Origin of the sequence: Paludibacterium sp. B53371, from assembly GCF_018802765.1 — a bacterium.
Taxonomy (GTDB): domain Bacteria; phylum Pseudomonadota; class Gammaproteobacteria; order Burkholderiales; family Chromobacteriaceae; genus Paludibacterium.
In genome coordinates, this window is sequence record NZ_CP069163.1 from 2,678,756 (window position 1) to 2,694,818 (window position 16,063).

Consider the following 16,063-nt stretch of genomic DNA (forward strand, 5'->3'; position numbering starts at 1 on the left):
GCCTTTCCCGGATGGCGCTCCAGGTATTCTGCAGTAACTACCCTTTCATAGAACCACATTGAATACCTCCCTAAGGTTAACAAAACCCAAGCAGCAGCTTGGTTCCAAACAGCAATTTCAACGCTACCGGAGGCCAGATCCGATAGCGTCGACGTCCCCCCGCTTTCAGTAGCAAAGGGCTTTAGAGTCCAAGGGTAATTTACCTGATTTTTCGGTGAGTGACTTGGCGTAGGCTGCCGGCGTCAAACCACCAAGGGCTTTCTTGGGCCTTTCCTCGTTGTATTCCCTGCGCCAGGCTTCGATGACGACCTGGGCATGGTGTAGGGCTAGTGAACCAGTGCTCGTTTAGGCATTCATCGCGGAAACGTCCGTTAAACGATTCGATATAAGCGTTCTGATTGGGCTTGCCGGGCTCGATCAGAAACAGTTGCACCCCGCGAGCATGCGCCCAGGTCAACATGGCTCGACTACAGAATTCCTTGCCGTTATCCGTTCTGATCGCTTTGGGCAACCCCCGTGTCTTCGCCAGTTGGTCCAGGATGGACGTCAGTTGCATGCCACCTATCGCGCGTTGCGGAACAATGGCGACCGCCTCATGCGTGGCATCATCGACAACCGTCAGATTCTTGATCACCCGACCTTCCGCTGTTCGGTCGAACACGAAATCCATCGACCAGACCTGATTTGCCGCCAATGGACGTTCCAATGGATGCCGATCCGTCACCGGGATCTTCTTGCGCTTGCGCCGACGAACTTGCAGACCCGCCTCGGCATAGAGCCGATCCACTCGTTGGTGATTTACCTGCATGCCAGCCTGCCGTAGCTTCAAGTAGATCATGCCGGCCCCGTAGCGCCGGTGGCGTTGTGCGAGCGCGATGATTTGCGCTTTCAGCGCAGCATTGCGGGCGGTGGCTGGTTGATAGCGCAATGAACTTGGGCTCATCCCGACGATACGCAGCGACCTGCGCTCGCTGAGACCTTTATCCTTCAGATGGCGCACCAGTTCCCGCCGAGACGGTGCGCTCACCACTTTTTTCGCAGGGCCTCTTTGGTGATTTCGTTCTCGAGCAGCGACTCGGCCAGGAGTTTCTTCAACCGAGTGTTCTCGGCTTCCAACTCCTTGAGCCGCTTGGCGTCCGAGACATTCATCCCGCCAAACTTGCTGCGCCAGAGGTAGTAGCTGGCTTCCGAGAAGGCGTGCTTACGGCATAGTTCTACGATAGGCATGCCGGCTTCAGCTTCGCGCAGAAATCCGATGATCTGTTCTTCGGTGAATCGCTTCTTCATATCCAATCTCCGTGTCATGGGTGATTGGACTCTAAAGCTACGTGCTACTCAATACCGGGGGGACGTCGAAGCTTTCAGGCGTTTCAGGACGTTTTTTTCTGTAGCGGCTTTTGGGAGAGGGAAAGAGGTTTTTGCTTTTTCTGTTTGCTTGTCGGTTTGGGTAGATCCGAGGGCAAAACACGCCCCACGACATCTTTCGGTTTGTGGCTTTGAGGTTCCTGACTCGCAGCAGGCTTGATGACGCCTGATGCGATTAGCGCTGAATCGCCCCGGTCTCACTAGACAGCTTCCTGCGGTGGTGAAATGCTCCCGTTCACGTCGACGCCAGCTTGAGCCCCGCGGCAAGGATATGCTTCCACTCCGCGGCAAAGTTATGGTTCCGATTACACTATTTTTCTGGGTCTGTCCCTAAAAAGCACGCCTCATCAGGAGGGTAAAGCGACTTAGATGGATAACTCCGAAAGCTGCCGGATGGCAAATACGTGCTCGCCGGCCTTTCCGGTCATTCAACCTGCTGTGAATTCAGTCAGAAATACGAAGATAAGCGCCCCTTCAGGTGCCCATCATTTTTTTACCATATCGACCCAATCCTGTTTGTCGGAACAGACGGATGCTGACGCCGTTGCGAGGATTAAGCTACTTGCGCGCGAAGGCAAGAAGTGGCGCAATGTCGCCTTGGTCAGCTGTTCGTAGGGCGGCCAGGTATTCAGCCCGCAGCGCGCTCTGGCTCACGAGGGAGGCGTATCCCCCACTACCCCATGAAAACGGATCCTGCCCCATCTTCTGGAGCAGGAGGTCGGTTATCAAGCGACAGCACCTCCCATTGCCGTTCGGAAACGGGTGGATGAGCACCAACTGGTGGTGAAACCGTGCCACCAGTTCATCCGGGGGCATGACTTGGTGTTCGACCTGATACCTGGTGTTCTCCCGTAAGTTCCGGACGCGCATAGAAACCTGGCGCCAATCGCAGCCGATATTCTTGTCGCTCTTGCGGTACGTGCCGGCCCATGTCCATGTATCGCCGAACATCCGCTTATGCAGTTCGCGCAGGAACACATCATCCAGGATGTCCTGCTTGAACTGGCGCTGAGCCCACCGGGTGCCCTTGATGATGTTGTACTGCTCCCACTCATTGAGCTCGGCCTGCGTCGAGACGTGCTTGGGCTTCAGGCCCTCTTTTTCATCCGGTTCGAGCGGGGTCTGCCCAGGCTGGTACGTGAACTCCATCACCACAAATCGCGCCAGTTGCCGTCTAGCAGCTCTTTCGCGATGAGCTCTAATTGAGCCTGCTGCGCCTTGCTGTCAACGGACTGGTCCTCGAGTGACATGGTATGCGCCACGGGGCGCATGTGCTTCCGAGCCACGGACATGGCCTGGTCATTCAGTTTGGCCTCCAGGGGTTTCTTCGGCACGAGAATATAGTGCAGCTCGCAATCGAGCGCCGCAGCAACCTTGCGCAGAGAGGCAAGCGAGATGCTGTCGTCGGCCTCGCTCTTCTCCAGCTTGTGCACCGTGGTGTTCCTCACGTGCAGGCGCTGCGCGAGCGAGACGGCAGTCATGCCAAGCGCTTCCCGGATGGTCTGTATCCAGCCGCTGGAGGGCCTCGGCGGGAAGGTCTTCTTGAGCCATGGCTTCAGTTGCTTGTCGGCCTGGCGCAACTGCAGCCAGCGGTAGGACTTGTCCATGAGGATCTCCCTGTAGCGCGAAATCGAAAGCTATACATTAGCCATACAGGGATAAAAATACAATACCAAAACATCCCCATAGGGATACTAATAATAATATAAAATATCCACAAAGGGATATTTATTGCAAATTATAATCTCCCTATAGGGAGAAATTATACGTAAAAAAATAACCCGGAAGGGAGAACAGCAGACACGGTAAAGTCTCGACTACTGCCAACGTCTGGATTGGCCGAGGGCCTCACGTCGGGCAAACACTGAATTGGCCTCACTCGCGTAAACGCCCTGGTCCTATGCCCCACAGACAAGGATATGCTTCCCCCCCGCGGCAAAGTTATCCTTCCGATGACAAATCCCTGTCCTCGCCGTCATCTCTTTGCGATGAGGATCAGATCCATCATGACAACGCAGCAGCCCGCGCAAGACCTCACACCACCCCGCCAAGGCTCCACCTTAAGCAGCACCATCCGCCACAGCCCACTCCCCGCAGATTGATGGCGCACTTGAAGCGTGCGCCCTACGGTGCTCTCTAGGAAGGATGACCGCGCTGACTTGCGGATCTGTCATCGCTTTCGCTAGGGTATGGGTCGCGGCAATGATGCCGTGAATAGGCGCGGGCCCGGGGGTGCTGGTAACACCCCCGAGCCCGCTAACCAAACCAACTCGAATCAGGAGTCAGTATGGCTGCCAAGCATGGTAATTCACCCCTGTCCCACTTCACAAATCGCCGTTCTCACCAACCAACGTTCATGCCGCTGTTTGAGCTGGTTTCCGAGCTGTGCCCGCCGCGTGAGGCGCTGGCCGAACCCGGCATGTGCCGCCTGATCGTGGATGGCCGGCTCGACTGGTCATTGGCCAGGGTCAATGGCCAGAGCTGGCTGTATCTGCCGCAGGCGGTACCGATGCGGCAATTGGCGGGTTGCACGGTGTTGCTGGCGGAGTAGGCATTCAACTGGAGGCCGGGGGGTGTTAAGCCCCCCGGAGGGGTCGGTTTGGCGCATTGCTGCGGTGCATTTCTGCGGTGCATTGCCTTCGGCGAATGCACCCTACGCGAATGCACCCTACGCGAATGTGCCCTACGCGAATGTGCCCTACTCGTGCCGAGCGGTCACCTTACCCGCCCCCCACACCCCCTCGTACTTCATCTCCCACCGCTGCCGCCCCAGCCAGTCCGCCAGCAACCGCGCCCGGTGCTGAGCTTGCTCCCCTCCCGCCCCGCCAAGACCTGCTGCGCCTCACGTATCGCCCAGCCCGCGTCAGCATCTCGTTTCAGCCGCACCTGTGCTCCAGCCTCGCTCGCCCTGGTACAACGAGAGAGACGAACCGCTGCCACGGCGCCCCCTGCAACGCGTCGGCTTCCGCCGCGAGCAGGCGGACGGCACCTGGCGCGACAGCTCCCTGTTCCCGTTGCCAATTTGGAACGGGAACAGGGACGCTCGCCGCAAACCCTTGCCAGACAAGGCTGTTCCCGTTGTTCCCGTTGTTCCCGTGCCTTTTGAGGTAAAGAGGGGAATAGGTACCGTGATCACGTGAAATACTGTACGGGAGAGATGTTTAAGGATGACAAATACATATAAATATATATAGGCATACATACAAATACTAATTACCTACATAACAGATCAATTCCTCCCCCCTCCCCCTCTCTTTACTTTCTTGCTTAAAACGAACGGGAACAGCGGGAACAACGGGAACAGCCTTGTCTGGCAAGGGTTTCAACCGGGTACACCGCGTTCCCGTTCCTGAATGCAACGGGAACATGGGGGCTTCATACGCCGATGCAATGTGAACGGCGCACTTGAAGAGTGCGCCCTACGTAGGATGCATTCGCCGAATGGCAATGCATCAATGCATCGCGTAGGGTGCATTCGCGTAGGGTGCATTCGCCGAAGGCAATGCGCCGATGCAATGCGCCAATGGTGCATTCGCGTAGGGTGCATTCGCCGAAGGCAATGCGCCGATGCAATGCGCCAATGATGCATTCGCCGAATGGCAATGCACCGATGCAATGCGCCCATGGCACGCCATCCTCATCTCCTGCCAGCGATACCACGCCGGAATTCACGTGACGACATGTGACGATTCACCACCTGGCGAGAATTTGCGCGAGTTCCCCACTGGATTGAAGTCGAGCAAAGGCCTTCTGGATACGCTGCTCGGTGTCATAGGGGAAATGCAGCCCTGCGGCCAGATAGACCCCGGTTGGCGGCCCGAAGGCGGCCCCCATCTGCAAGGCGCCTTCAGGATAGCCCATGGTTTTCCAGTAATAGCGCACAATGAGATCCGAATCTGCAATGCTCACAACACGATGGTGATACAGTTTTCGGACATTACTGCTGGCGTTTTCCGCGCCAGTGTCCAGCAGCGAGAACCCGGCCGCCTGTAATTCGCCAATCAGCGCGTGCCCTCTGACAAGCCCAATGTCCACCCTTCGCGCCTCGTCGATGGAAGCAATGGGGTGTGGCAGCATGTAGGAATAGAAGTGCGACTGGGTCACAAGCAGCTTTGCCAGCCAACGATAGCTGCTTTCTCGCTGCGCAGTGCGGGAGAAGGGAATGATGCCGGATAGTTCATTGCCTTGTTGCTGGATCATCTCTTGCGCTCTTCTCCACGGGACATCGAAACGGAAGTGAAATTCCGGTGCACCATAGCGGGTAGCCGCCTGCAGGATTTCTATCGCCAATCCGGTGGCGTATCCCCCACTGGATCCGCAATAAGGCATAGCCTGCAGCGCATAGACTTCCACCGTCTCGGCCTTGGCCAGGATCGGCAGGATGAGCATCCCGAGCAACAGCTGGCGTAACAATCGCGCAAGATGCATAGAGGCCGATCCTTGTTTTTGACCATTTATACAATGCTAGTCGCCAAAGGTCATTGCACCAAATACAGACATGTAAGCGCACAACGCCCCCCGACACATCGCGCCTCGAATCAAGGCATGAGCGTCGTGTCGTGTCATCTGTCGCGCGGGTACCCGCGCGACAGCCTGCGGCAGCTTCGTCGAGCCGGCACGGTGCAGCCATTGTGGTGACGTGTGCTATGCCCTGAAGCGCACAGGGCAGGACGGGGATGTGTACGTCCAGATCAAACACCCGTCGACGCCGGACTGGGTGCATTCACCAACGGCAATGCACCAATGCAATACAGCGAAACGCGACTGTTTCCCCGGGATTCAGGAGTTCACCGCAAAGCCAGGCGGGATCGAGATGGTGGTCGCCGCTGGTGATACTTGCCGACCGTCGAAAAACACCGCCAGTTGATTGCCGGTGTTGCTCGTGGCGGCATAGCGCATGGCGTTGAGCGTCTGGAAAATGTTCCATTCGTCATGACAACCGATAGCGAAATTACTGCTGGCACGCAGTGCGAAGTAACGAATGAACTCGCGCCGCGCGTTCTGCCACGCTTCCTGCACTTGCGCCGGCGTGGCTTTGCTCGTACCGGCGCCAGCGTTGTAGAACGCCTGAAAGCGCGGGTCCAGCGCCAACTTGCTGGCGAAATAGCTTTCGATGCCTGCCGTGATACTGGCTTCGCGCTGGGTAAAGAACGCGCGCACGTCGGAGGGCCCGAGAAAGTAGACACCATCGAAGTCGTAACCGAGATTGGCCGCCAGGCTGCGGGTACTGACCTGGCCCTGGTAATCGATATACCACTCCGTGCGGGCGGCATTCGTCACCAGCACTTTGGTCCACATATACATGTAACTGCCGCCGGATGGCACCGGCTCGAATTGGCCCTCGGCATTCTGGCTCGGCAGGTCTTTGATGCCCTGCTGGCTCAAATAGGCAATATGCTGCGACAGCTGACTGGCGCCCGACTGCGAGTGCAACTGAAAGTCGGCCGGATTGAGAAAGAAGAAGCCATCCCCCCATTCGTTGCTGAGACGCCGATGGGTGAATTGGGCGATTTCGACGTTGGTGACTTGAAAGCCGCCGGCTTCGGTACTAACCGGCAGACTCATGTAGATCACCGATTTGCCGGCTGCGCGAGCGCGCTGGATATGGTTGCGCACCAACTCGGTTTGCAGGTCGAAGACCGGTTGCCAGACGTTTTGCCAGGTGAACTGAATGGGAAAGCCTGACACCGGCTGACCGGTGGTGGTCGACGGCGTCTTCGGTGGCTTCTTGGGTTTCGGCGGCTTGGCGGGGCTCATGTGACTCCTTCGGTATTCGTTTGAACGGCAAGGCATGCCGCACACGGCGACTTTCGAAGCCTAGTCAACAGATTATTCTTTTGCCATAAACTATTGATAATTTTATGTGATTGACAATTGCCGCACAGTCGGCCCCCGCCCCACCCGGACAGAAGGTTGGCCAAGCGGCACGGGCATGTGCACGATCGCTTTGGCCTGACTGCCCCACATCACGGGAAATGACGCCACACGCATGGCCTGGGTAATCGTCGGGATGCTGAAGCTGGCGACGCGATCATGACCTGGTGCCGCTCGCCCAGACCGCAAGATGTCCGACGCACAAGCGGTTGGCGCACGCGCCAGGTGCGCCAACCACCCTCCCCCTATGGCATCAATAGCAAATTAAAATTGGTAATTACGCGGCAATACAATAAAACTATAACAACAAAACCGCCATCCATGAGCAAGGAGAAAGACCATGTCCAGCCAAGCCAAATGCCCGTTTGCGCACGATGTCCGCCAACACACCACCGCCGCCGCCCCCGGCAATGCGGACTGGTGGCCGCAGCAACTAAAACTCGACATCCTGCACCAACACTCGGCCAAGTCCGATCCCCTGGGGGCCGATTTCAACTATGCCGAAGCCTTCAAACAACTGGACCTGGACGCCGTCAAGCGCGACCTGACGGCACTGATGACGGATTCGCAAGACTGGTGGCCGGCCGACTTCGGCCATTATGGTCCGCTGTTTGTGCGCATGGCCTGGCACAGTGCCGGCACCTATCGCATCAGCGATGGCCGTGGCGGCGCCGGCACCGGTAATCAGCGCTTTGCGCCGCTCAACAGCTGGCCGGACAACGTCAATCTGGATAAGGCACGGCGCCTGCTGTGGCCGATCAAGCAGAAATACGGCCGCAGCCTGTCCTGGGCCGACCTGATGATTCTGGCCGGCAACGTGGCGCTGGAATCCATGGGCTTCAAGACCTTCGGTTTCGCCGGTGGCCGCGAAGATATCTGGGAGCCGGAACAAGACATTTACTGGGGGCCGGAGCGCAGCTGGCTGGCCGACCAACGCTATCACGGGGAGCGCGAGCTGGAAAACCCGCTGGCCGCCGTGCAGATGGGGCTGATCTATGTGAATCCGGAAGGGCCGAACGGTCATCCGGACCCGCTGGCCGCGGCGCGCGATATCCGCGAGACCTTTGCCCGCATGGCGATGAACGATGAGGAAACCGTCGCGCTGATCGCCGGTGGCCATACCTTTGGCAAGACCCACGGCGCCGCCGACAGTCAGCATGTGGGGGCCGAACCGGAAGCCGCCGGCATCGAGCAGCAAGGGCTGGGCTGGCACAATGCCTTTGGCAGTGGCAAGGGGGCGGACACCATCACCAGCGGACTGGAAGTCACCTGGACCACCACGCCGACGCAGTGGAGCAATAACTTCCTGTGGAATCTGTTCGGCTATGAATGGGAGCTGACACGCAGCCCGGCCGGCGCGCACCAGTGGCAGCCCAAGCATGGCATGGGGGCCGGCACGGTGCCGGATGCCCATGACCCCTCGCGTCGCCATGCGCCGGCCATGCTGACCACCGACCTGGCGCTGCGCTTCGACCCGGCGTATGAAAAAATCGCCCGCCGTTTCCTTGAGCACCCGGAACAGTTTGCCGACGCCTTCGCCCGCGCCTGGTTCAAGCTGACCCACCGCGACATGGGCCCGCGTACCCGCTACCTCGGCCAGGACGTACCGGCCGAAGTGCTGCTGTGGCAAGACCCGGTCCCCGCCGTCAATCATCGGCTGGTGGATGAGCAGGACATTGCCCTGCTGAAGGCCCGGCTGCTGACCAGCGGCCTGAGCCTGTCCCAGTTGGTGAGTACCGCCTGGGCCTCGGCCAGCACCTTCCGCGGCAGCGACAAGCGCGGCGGGGCCAACGGCGCCCGACTGCGGCTGGCACCGCAAAAGGACTGGGCGGTCAACCAGCCGGCGGAACTGGCGCAGGTGCTGAGCCAGCTCGAGGCCATCCAGCAGGCCTTCAACCAGGCTCAGCGCGATGGCAAGCAGATTTCGCTGGCGGACCTGATCGTGCTGGGTGGTTGTGCCGCGGTAGAAGCCGCGGCCGACAAAGCCGGCCATCCGGTCAAGGTGCCCTTCGTGCCGGGCCGGACCGATGCCACGGCAGCGCAGACGGATGTTGAGTCGTTCGCCGTGCTGGAGCCGGTGGCCGATGGCTTCCGCAACCATGTCCGTGCCGGGCAGGAGGAAAGGCAAGCGGAATGGCTGATCGACAAGGCACAGCAACTGACGCTGACCGCACCGGAAATGACCGTGCTGATCGGGGGCATGCGGGTGCTGAATGCCAACAGTGACCACAGCGACCATGGTGTGTTCACTCATCGGCCGGAAACCCTGAGCAATGACTTTTTTGTCAACCTGCTGGATATGGCCACCCAATGGCAGCGCTCTGCCACGCAACCCGGTGTCCTGGAAGGACGCGATCGACACAGCGGGGAGCTGAAGTGGACGGCGACGGTAGTGGACCTGCTGTTCGGTTCCAACGCCCAGCTGCGGGCGCTGGCCGAGGTGTATGCCAGTGCGGATGGTCAGGCGAAGTTCGTGCGCGACTTTGCCGCCGCCTGGCACAAGGTGATGAGTCTGGATCGTTTCGATCTGGCCTGATGGCGACAGGATAAGGAGGGGGCATCCGCCCCCTCCTTGTTATGAACTGGCCGCCAGTCGCGCCAGCAGCGCCTTGCGCTCAGCGGTAAAAGCCCACCAGGGCCGAGCAGGGGCGCCATCGACAAAGCGCACCACCGAGATCAGCGTATCCAGCACGCAGGGGTCCTGCCGGGCTCCGGTCAATTCACACAACCGCCAGTAGAGTGCCAGTGGATCCTGCCCTGCCAGCTCACCCGGCGCGTGCACGCCGAGCAGCTGCAGATCACGCGCCATGGCCGGACCGATATTCGGCAAATCCGTCAAATGCCGCAGCTGCTGACGAACAACCCTGTCAGGATGCATTCCGATACCTCCCTCATTTCGACCTCATGATGCCCTCAGGAAACCCAGTGGGCCTAGTGCCAAAGCGTGGCCAGAACACTGCTGCCGCTCAGCATCAGCACCCCACCGGCGACGCGGGACATCCAGACACCGTGCCCCCCCTGTCGCGCCAGGCGATGCGAGGTCAGCAGGACCAGACAAAAATACAGCATATTCATCAGCTCAAACCACACTCCCAGCAACAGAAAGCTCAACAGGCGCGACGGGCTTTGTGGCGCCACGAACAGGGGCAGGAATGCAGCAAAAAACAGAATCGGCTTGGGATTCACCAATGTGAGCAACAAGCCGTGGCGAAACCCTCCGTCCGGCGCCTGCGCCGGCTGATTTGCCCGACGTGCCGGCCAGCAGAGCGAGCCCCCCAGATACAACACATATAGACCACCCAACAACTTGATGGAGAACAGCAGATTCGGCCAGCAGGCCAGAAACGCCGAAAACCCGAGTCCGGCGAGCAGGATCAGGACAAAGTCACCGACGACCACGCCAGCCACAGTGAGCCACGCCCGTTGCTTTGATTCGGCCGCCACGGCGGCCACCAGCAACGTCGCCGGCCCTGGCAGAAAAATCAGCGCCAGCGACGCCGGGACAAATGCCAGCGGATGAATGATAAGGCTCATGGCAGAACCTCGTCGGGCGTTTCGGCATGGGCCAGGATCCACGGGACCAGCTGTGGCAACAGGTCTGGAAAGCGATAGCCGGCTTGCTGTGCCCGAAAGGTGTCCATGAGGTAGGGCGCACCAAAATCAAATGGCCCGCCCTGCGGCTCTGGCGATGTCGTAGATGGCGCGATCAGGGCCTCGACGTCCAGCACTCTGGCAATCTGCTGCATCAGACTTGCCGGGGTGAGCGAACCTTGATCGGCGGCATTGAGCGGTCCCAGCACATCGACCTGCCCGAGCCAGTGCAGAAAGGCAGCAATACTGTCTTCGCCGATATAGGCACTGGGCGAATCCGGACCATGCACCAGCCGACGTCCCTGTTGGACCAGCCGGACATAATGTGCCAATCGCCCGGTGAAATCGGCCTTTCCACCCAACACATGACCAATCCGCACTGACACCAGCGGTAGACGTCCATCCTGATACAGGCAGGCTTCCGCCTGGCGCTTCCCTGCCGAATAGCGCACCTCGGCCAATGCCGGATTCAACCAGTCGACATCGAACTGAACCGCCTGGGTATAGGGATCAAAATCCTGTTCGCGCATCACAGGCTGCCGGCCGAGCAAGGGCCGGTACACCTCGATGGTCGAGGCCATGACATACCGTCCCGTACGCTCGGCAAACGTATCCAGAGAGATCCGGGCATCCAGCGGGTGGTAGCACACCTGGTCATACACGATGTCATAACTGCGCCCGGCAAACGCTTTGAGCATGGCCTGGGGATCACGTCGATCCACCTGCAGTCGCTGCACTCGATCTGCGAAAGGGTCCGGTTGTTGGCCGCGTGTGGCCACCGTCACGCGATGCCCCTCATCCAGCAGACGCTGAACCAGCCGCAGACCAAAGAACCGGGTGCCGCCAATGATCAAGATATGCTGAGGCATAGGTTTCTCCTGTTTGATTTGAACGACTATTTTTTCTTGTTTCAAACCCAGGAACAAACCAGTTATTCTGCTCTAATGAGATAGTTTTTCTTGGTCATGATATGTCATCACACTCCCCCGTTCGTAGTCTTTCCGGCCTGATTGACTTCGAAGCCGCCGCGCGCTGGAACAGTTTTCGTCTGGCTGCACGCGAGTTGAGCAAAACGCCAGCCGCCGTCAGCCAACAGGTCAGGTTGCTGGAAGAGACACTCGGCTTTGCTTTGTTTATCCGGCATGCTCGCGGGCTCAGCCTGACAGAGAACGGCAGGGCCCTGGCTCACACCGCCACGGCGGTACTGCAACAATGGCGAGCGCGGATTCAGCACTTGCAGTCACAGAACAATGACCACCTGTTGCGCCTGTCGGCAACGCATTCGTTTGCCTTCAAATGGCTCATGCCACGCCTGAACCGCTTCACGGCCGAACAAGACTGGCTGGACTTGCAAGTGGATTCCAGCGATGCGCTGGCCAATGTCGAAGATGGTTCCTGCGATATTGCACTGCGATATCGCAAGCTGCGGCAGAATGAGACGGCATTGCTGTTTCGTGAGCAACTACTGGTTATCTACAGCCCCAGACTTTGTCCTGCACCTTTACCGCTACAGGCACTGTCAGGCTACCCTTTGCTGTATGAAGAGACGCCGGCCAACTGGGTCACCCTGCTGGAGCGGGAGAACATCAGACGGCCTCATGTGGATTTTGCCCATTGCTACAACCATAGTGGCCTGCTGGTTCAAGCTGCCGTCGCCGGACATGGCGTCGCACTGGCGCCATATTCTCTGGCCTATGAGGATCTGCGTCAGGGATGGTTGCTGACGGCGCGCTGTGCGCCGCTGCCCAGCGAATATGGTTATTGCGCCCATTATGCGCATTGGCGCGCGGCAGAAAGGAAAATTACCCTTTTCCTGTCCTGGATGAGACAGGAGGTCGATCAGATGCTGGCCTGGCATCAAGGCTCGGCCTGAACCTGATTGCGCCCGGTTTGTTTGGCCGCATACAGCGCCTGATCGGCGCGGCTCAGCAGGCTGCTGACCGTGTCGCCATCACGCCAGCTGGCCACGCCGAAGCTGGCGGTGCAATGGCCGCCACCGGCAAACACGCTGTCTTCCACACAGCGGCGCCATTTCTCGGCGGCCGCCAGGGCGCCATCGAGCGGGGTGCCGGCGCACACGATCAGGAATTCTTCCCCGCCCCAGCGCGCCACGACATCACTGTCGCGCACCTGCTGACGCAGGATCTGCGCAAACTGCTGCAATACCTGATCGCCAACTTGATGGCCGTAGTGGTCGTTGACCAGCTTGAAATGGTCGATATCCAGCATCACCAGCGACAACGGCGCGCCGCTGCGCCGGGCCGTGGCACTGGCCTGCAGCAGGACCTGATCGACAAACAGGCGGTTGTAGAGTCCGGTCAGGGTGTCGGTCACCGCCAGTTGCTCCAGTTCCTGGTTCTTGCGGCGCAGCTCATCGGTGCGCTCGGCCACGGTGGCTTCCAGCGCCTGGTTGACGCGCGCGAGTTCTTCGACTTGCTGCTTGAGGGCCCGGTCCAGGGCAAAGGTACGAATTGCCGCCTGGATGGTCAGCACGATGTCCTCGTTCTGCCACGGCTTTTCCAGAAAGCGGAACAGATTGGCCTCGTTGATGGCGCGTTTGACGCCCTGCATGTCGCTCTGCCCGGTGAGCATGATGGTCACGGTGCCGGGCATGCGTGCATGCACCTGGATCAGCAGCTCGTCGCCCTTCATGCCGGGCATGATGTAGTCGGCCACCACCGCCGTCAGCGGCTGGCCTTCCCGCGCCAGCTCGTCCACCAGCTCGAGCGCCTCTTCGCCGCTCTCGGCGATCTCGATCACGACATGTCCGGGCAGGTGATGGCTCAGCAGGGTCCGCAGGGCATGGAGCACGCTGCTGTCATCGTCGACACAGAGGATGGTATCCAGTGCCATCTCAGCCCCCTGCCCGCTCATGTCGCCTCTCCCCAGGGCAGATAGACCCGGAAGGTCGAGCCCTGCCCGGGCGTGCTGTCGACCTCGATGCGGCCGCGATGACGCTCGACGATCTTGCGCACGATGTCCAGCCCGAGCCCGGTGCCCTCGCCGGCCGGCTTGGTGGTAAAGAAGGGTTCGAAGATCCGCTCGCGCACCTCCGGCGCCATACCGCTGCCGGTGTCCGCGATGCTCACCACCACGTACTCACCCGCCACGTCGATGCCCAGGGTCAGGGTGCCCTTGTAGTTCATGGCCTGCAGGGCGTTGGACACCAGATTGGTCCAGACCTGGTTGAGCTGGTCCGGCAGGCATCGCACCGGCGGAATCTCGCGGAAATGGCGCACGATTTCCGTGCCCTGCTTGATCTTGTTCTGGTAGATGGTCAGTACCATTTCCAGTCCCTCGCGCAGATCGCTCTCGCACAGCTCACCTTCGGCATCGAAGCGCGAGAAGGTCTTGAGGGCAAAGATGATCTTGGTCACGCGCTCGACCGCCACGTTGATGTTCACCGCATTCATCACGATGGCGGAGATGCTGTAGGCGGTCTCCAGGATCTGGCTGCACTGCGGATGCTGCAGCAAGGGCAGGAAGCGTTCGACATCGTCGTGCACCTTGAGCTGTACCAGCACGCTGGCGCGCTGGCGGGCGTCGGCAATGCCGTGCTGCGCCAGTCGCAGCGCCAGATCACGCGAGATGGCACGCTCCTCGCGCGTGTTGATGACCTGCCCCGGCTGGCGGCTCAGGTCGAGCAGCTGCAGAAACAATACGCGTTGCGCCGGTTCCAGTTGGGTCAGGGCGGCAGGCAGGCTCTGCAGGGCATGGTCGAGGGCATCGAGGATATTGCGGCCGCTGGATTTGACGGCACCGATGGGCGTGTTGATCTCGTGCGCCACGCCGGCCACCAGTTGCCCGAGCGCCGCCATTTTTTCCGAGTGGATCAGTTGCCCCTGCGCCTGGCGCACTTCGATCAGCGCCTGGTCGGCCTGCTGGCGTGCCGCCTCGGCGGCGGCATAGGCGCTGGCATTGCCCAGGGCAATGGCGGCATAGGCGCCGATGGAGCGCACGATGTCCTGCTCGCGCTCGTGGTAGACATGCGGCACATGGCTGAGCACGATCACCACGCCGAGGCGCTGGCCATGCACGCTCAGCGGACGCAGGATGGCTTCGCGCATCGGCTCTGGCGGCAGGTTGGCGATGCCCAGCGGCGACGTCTGCAGTGTCGTCTCATCCACCAGCATGGCCTCGCTGCTGGCGAGAAAGGCGCGCGCGATCAGGGCGGCTTCGGGGTCCAGCCGCAGCGCGGCCGGCTCGGCGCTGCGACCGTCGGCGACGCAGTACACCAGCTCCAGCTGGTCGGGGGTGGCGGTGCGCATGGCCACGGCAAAGGCATCCAGCGGCATCAGGGCCTCCAGATGCTGGTGCAGCGACTGGCAGATGGCCTGGGGGTTGAGGCTGGCGGTCAGGTCCTTGCCGATGTCGCCCAGCTGGCGCAGGGTCTCGGCCGAATGCGCCAGCGCATCATTGGCCACCGACAATTCGACGGTGCGCGCCTCGACCAGCTCGGACAGATGATCGCGGTGCGCCGCCAGCTCGCTCTCGTATTGCTGCTTCTGCAGCAGGTAATCGGACAGATTGTGTTGCAGCTGATTCACCCCGGCGACCAGGGTGGCCAGTTCGTCATTGAGCGGCTGCTTGCGCTGCAGTCGCAGGCGCTCGCCCAGGGTCTGCGGCGTCAGTGCCTGCAGGTGGCGGGCAATGCGCTGCACATGCACGGTCACCGAACGATTGAAGATCAGCATGATGAAACTGGCCAGCAGCAGGGACTGAATGACCTGGGTGATGATGATGTTGGTGATCTCACCTTTGAGCCGGCTCCACAGCACGCGCTCGTCGCCATACAGCAAGAGGGAGCCGACCCGCTGCGGCGCGGCCCCGGCAAAGGTCTGATAGCCGAGCGGCAGGTTTTCTACCGGGGCATAGGCCGAAGGCTGCCAGCCCGGCCGCGTCAGGGTGAGGATTTCGGGGGGCTGCTGGTCATGGTTGATGGTAATCACCGCCCGGCCGATGGCCGGTACAGCCCGGCTGCTGGCCAGATGGCTTTGTACCGATTCGCGATCCAGCTCCCAGATCGCCTTGGTCAGGGTGTGATCGTAAATGCGCGCCACCAGCAGCAATTCAGCACGCATGGCCGTCACGTCGTCCATCCAGGCCAGCCAGGTTTTGACGGCCACCGCACCCAGGGTAAACACCAGGCAAAATGCCAGCGTGGCCAGCACCATCCGGCTGCCGAGCGATTGGGTATTGCGGGTGGCAAGCAACATGGCGACTCCTTCCGGCG

Annotated in this window: 12 protein-coding genes and 1 pseudogene; 3 read left to right on the forward strand and 10 right to left on the reverse strand. The window is 60.2% G+C overall.

Features of this window, described 5'->3' with window-relative positions:
- Positions 1 to 165: 165 nt before the first annotated feature.
- The 3 genes and pseudogenes from JNO51_RS12795 to JNO51_RS12805 form a co-directional block, all read right to left on the reverse strand.
- A pseudogene (locus JNO51_RS12795) lies at positions 166 to 1,287 on the reverse strand (IS3 family transposase).
- 636 nt (positions 1,288 to 1,923) lie between these two features.
- Positions 1,924 to 2,514: a mobile mystery protein B gene (locus tag JNO51_RS12800; protein ID WP_215777837.1), complete on the reverse strand. Its 591-nt coding sequence runs from the start codon at positions 2,512 to 2,514 to the stop codon at positions 1,924 to 1,926.
- Positions 2,514 to 2,972, reverse strand: coding sequence for a mobile mystery protein A (locus JNO51_RS12805; protein WP_215777838.1), 459 nt, complete (start codon positions 2,970 to 2,972; stop codon positions 2,514 to 2,516). The genes JNO51_RS12800 and JNO51_RS12805 overlap by 1 nt, the downstream gene beginning before the upstream one ends.
- A gap of 680 nt (positions 2,973 to 3,652) precedes the next feature.
- Here JNO51_RS12805 and JNO51_RS12810 point away from each other — a divergent pair.
- Positions 3,653 to 3,916: a hypothetical protein gene (locus JNO51_RS12810; protein ID WP_215777839.1), complete on the forward strand. Its 264-nt coding sequence runs from the start codon at positions 3,653 to 3,655 to the stop codon at positions 3,914 to 3,916.
- 1,139 nt (positions 3,917 to 5,055) lie between these two features.
- On the opposite strand, the gene JNO51_RS12815 is transcribed toward JNO51_RS12810, so the two are convergent.
- Together JNO51_RS12815 and JNO51_RS12820 are read right to left on the reverse strand one after the other, a co-directional pair.
- Positions 5,056 to 5,793 (reverse strand): ABC transporter substrate-binding protein, encoded by a 738-nt coding sequence (locus tag JNO51_RS12815; RefSeq protein ID WP_215777840.1) that lies wholly within the window; start codon positions 5,791 to 5,793, stop codon positions 5,056 to 5,058.
- A 351-nt stretch (positions 5,794 to 6,144) separates the two neighbouring features.
- Positions 6,145 to 7,122 (reverse strand): hypothetical protein, encoded by a 978-nt coding sequence (locus JNO51_RS12820; protein ID WP_215777841.1) that lies wholly within the window; start codon positions 7,120 to 7,122, stop codon positions 6,145 to 6,147.
- 457 nt (positions 7,123 to 7,579) lie between these two features.
- Between JNO51_RS12820 and katG the strand changes: the two genes are divergently transcribed.
- On the forward strand, positions 7,580 to 9,775 hold the full coding sequence (gene katG / locus JNO51_RS12825) for a catalase/peroxidase HPI (protein WP_215777842.1): 2,196 nt from the start codon (positions 7,580 to 7,582) through the stop codon (positions 9,773 to 9,775).
- A gap of 39 nt (positions 9,776 to 9,814) precedes the next feature.
- Here the strand turns inward: katG and JNO51_RS12830 are convergent, their stop codons facing one another.
- From JNO51_RS12830 to JNO51_RS12840, 3 genes are read right to left on the reverse strand one after another with little or no spacing between them, the layout of a single operon-like run.
- The gene (locus tag JNO51_RS12830; protein WP_215777843.1) at positions 9,815 to 10,117 is read right to left on the reverse strand and encodes a helix-hairpin-helix domain-containing protein; all 303 of its coding nucleotides are present in this window, start codon (positions 10,115 to 10,117) and stop codon (positions 9,815 to 9,817) included.
- 53 nt (positions 10,118 to 10,170) lie between these two features.
- Complete coding sequence (locus JNO51_RS12835; RefSeq protein ID WP_215777844.1) at positions 10,171 to 10,773, reverse strand: LysE family translocator; 603 nt, start codon at positions 10,771 to 10,773, stop codon at positions 10,171 to 10,173.
- The gene (locus tag JNO51_RS12840) at positions 10,770 to 11,699 is read right to left on the reverse strand and encodes an NAD-dependent epimerase/dehydratase family protein (RefSeq protein ID WP_215777845.1); all 930 of its coding nucleotides are present in this window, start codon (positions 11,697 to 11,699) and stop codon (positions 10,770 to 10,772) included. The genes JNO51_RS12835 and JNO51_RS12840 overlap by 4 nt, the downstream gene beginning before the upstream one ends.
- Before the next feature lie 101 nt (positions 11,700 to 11,800).
- Between JNO51_RS12840 and JNO51_RS12845 the strand changes: the two genes are divergently transcribed.
- On the forward strand, positions 11,801 to 12,703 hold the full coding sequence (locus tag JNO51_RS12845; protein WP_215777846.1) for a LysR substrate-binding domain-containing protein: 903 nt from the start codon (positions 11,801 to 11,803) through the stop codon (positions 12,701 to 12,703).
- On the opposite strand, the gene JNO51_RS12850 is transcribed toward JNO51_RS12845, so the two are convergent.
- Together JNO51_RS12850 and JNO51_RS12855 are read right to left on the reverse strand one after the other, a co-directional pair.
- The gene (locus JNO51_RS12850; RefSeq protein ID WP_215777847.1) at positions 12,688 to 13,704 is read right to left on the reverse strand and encodes a diguanylate cyclase; all 1,017 of its coding nucleotides are present in this window, start codon (positions 13,702 to 13,704) and stop codon (positions 12,688 to 12,690) included. The two genes, JNO51_RS12845 and JNO51_RS12850, sit on opposite strands and share 16 nt — an antisense overlap.
- Complete coding sequence (locus JNO51_RS12855) at positions 13,701 to 16,046, reverse strand: ATP-binding protein (protein ID WP_215777848.1); 2,346 nt, start codon at positions 16,044 to 16,046, stop codon at positions 13,701 to 13,703. Before JNO51_RS12855 ends, JNO51_RS12850 begins: the two co-directional genes overlap by 4 nt.
- Positions 16,047 to 16,063 lie beyond the last annotated feature (17 nt).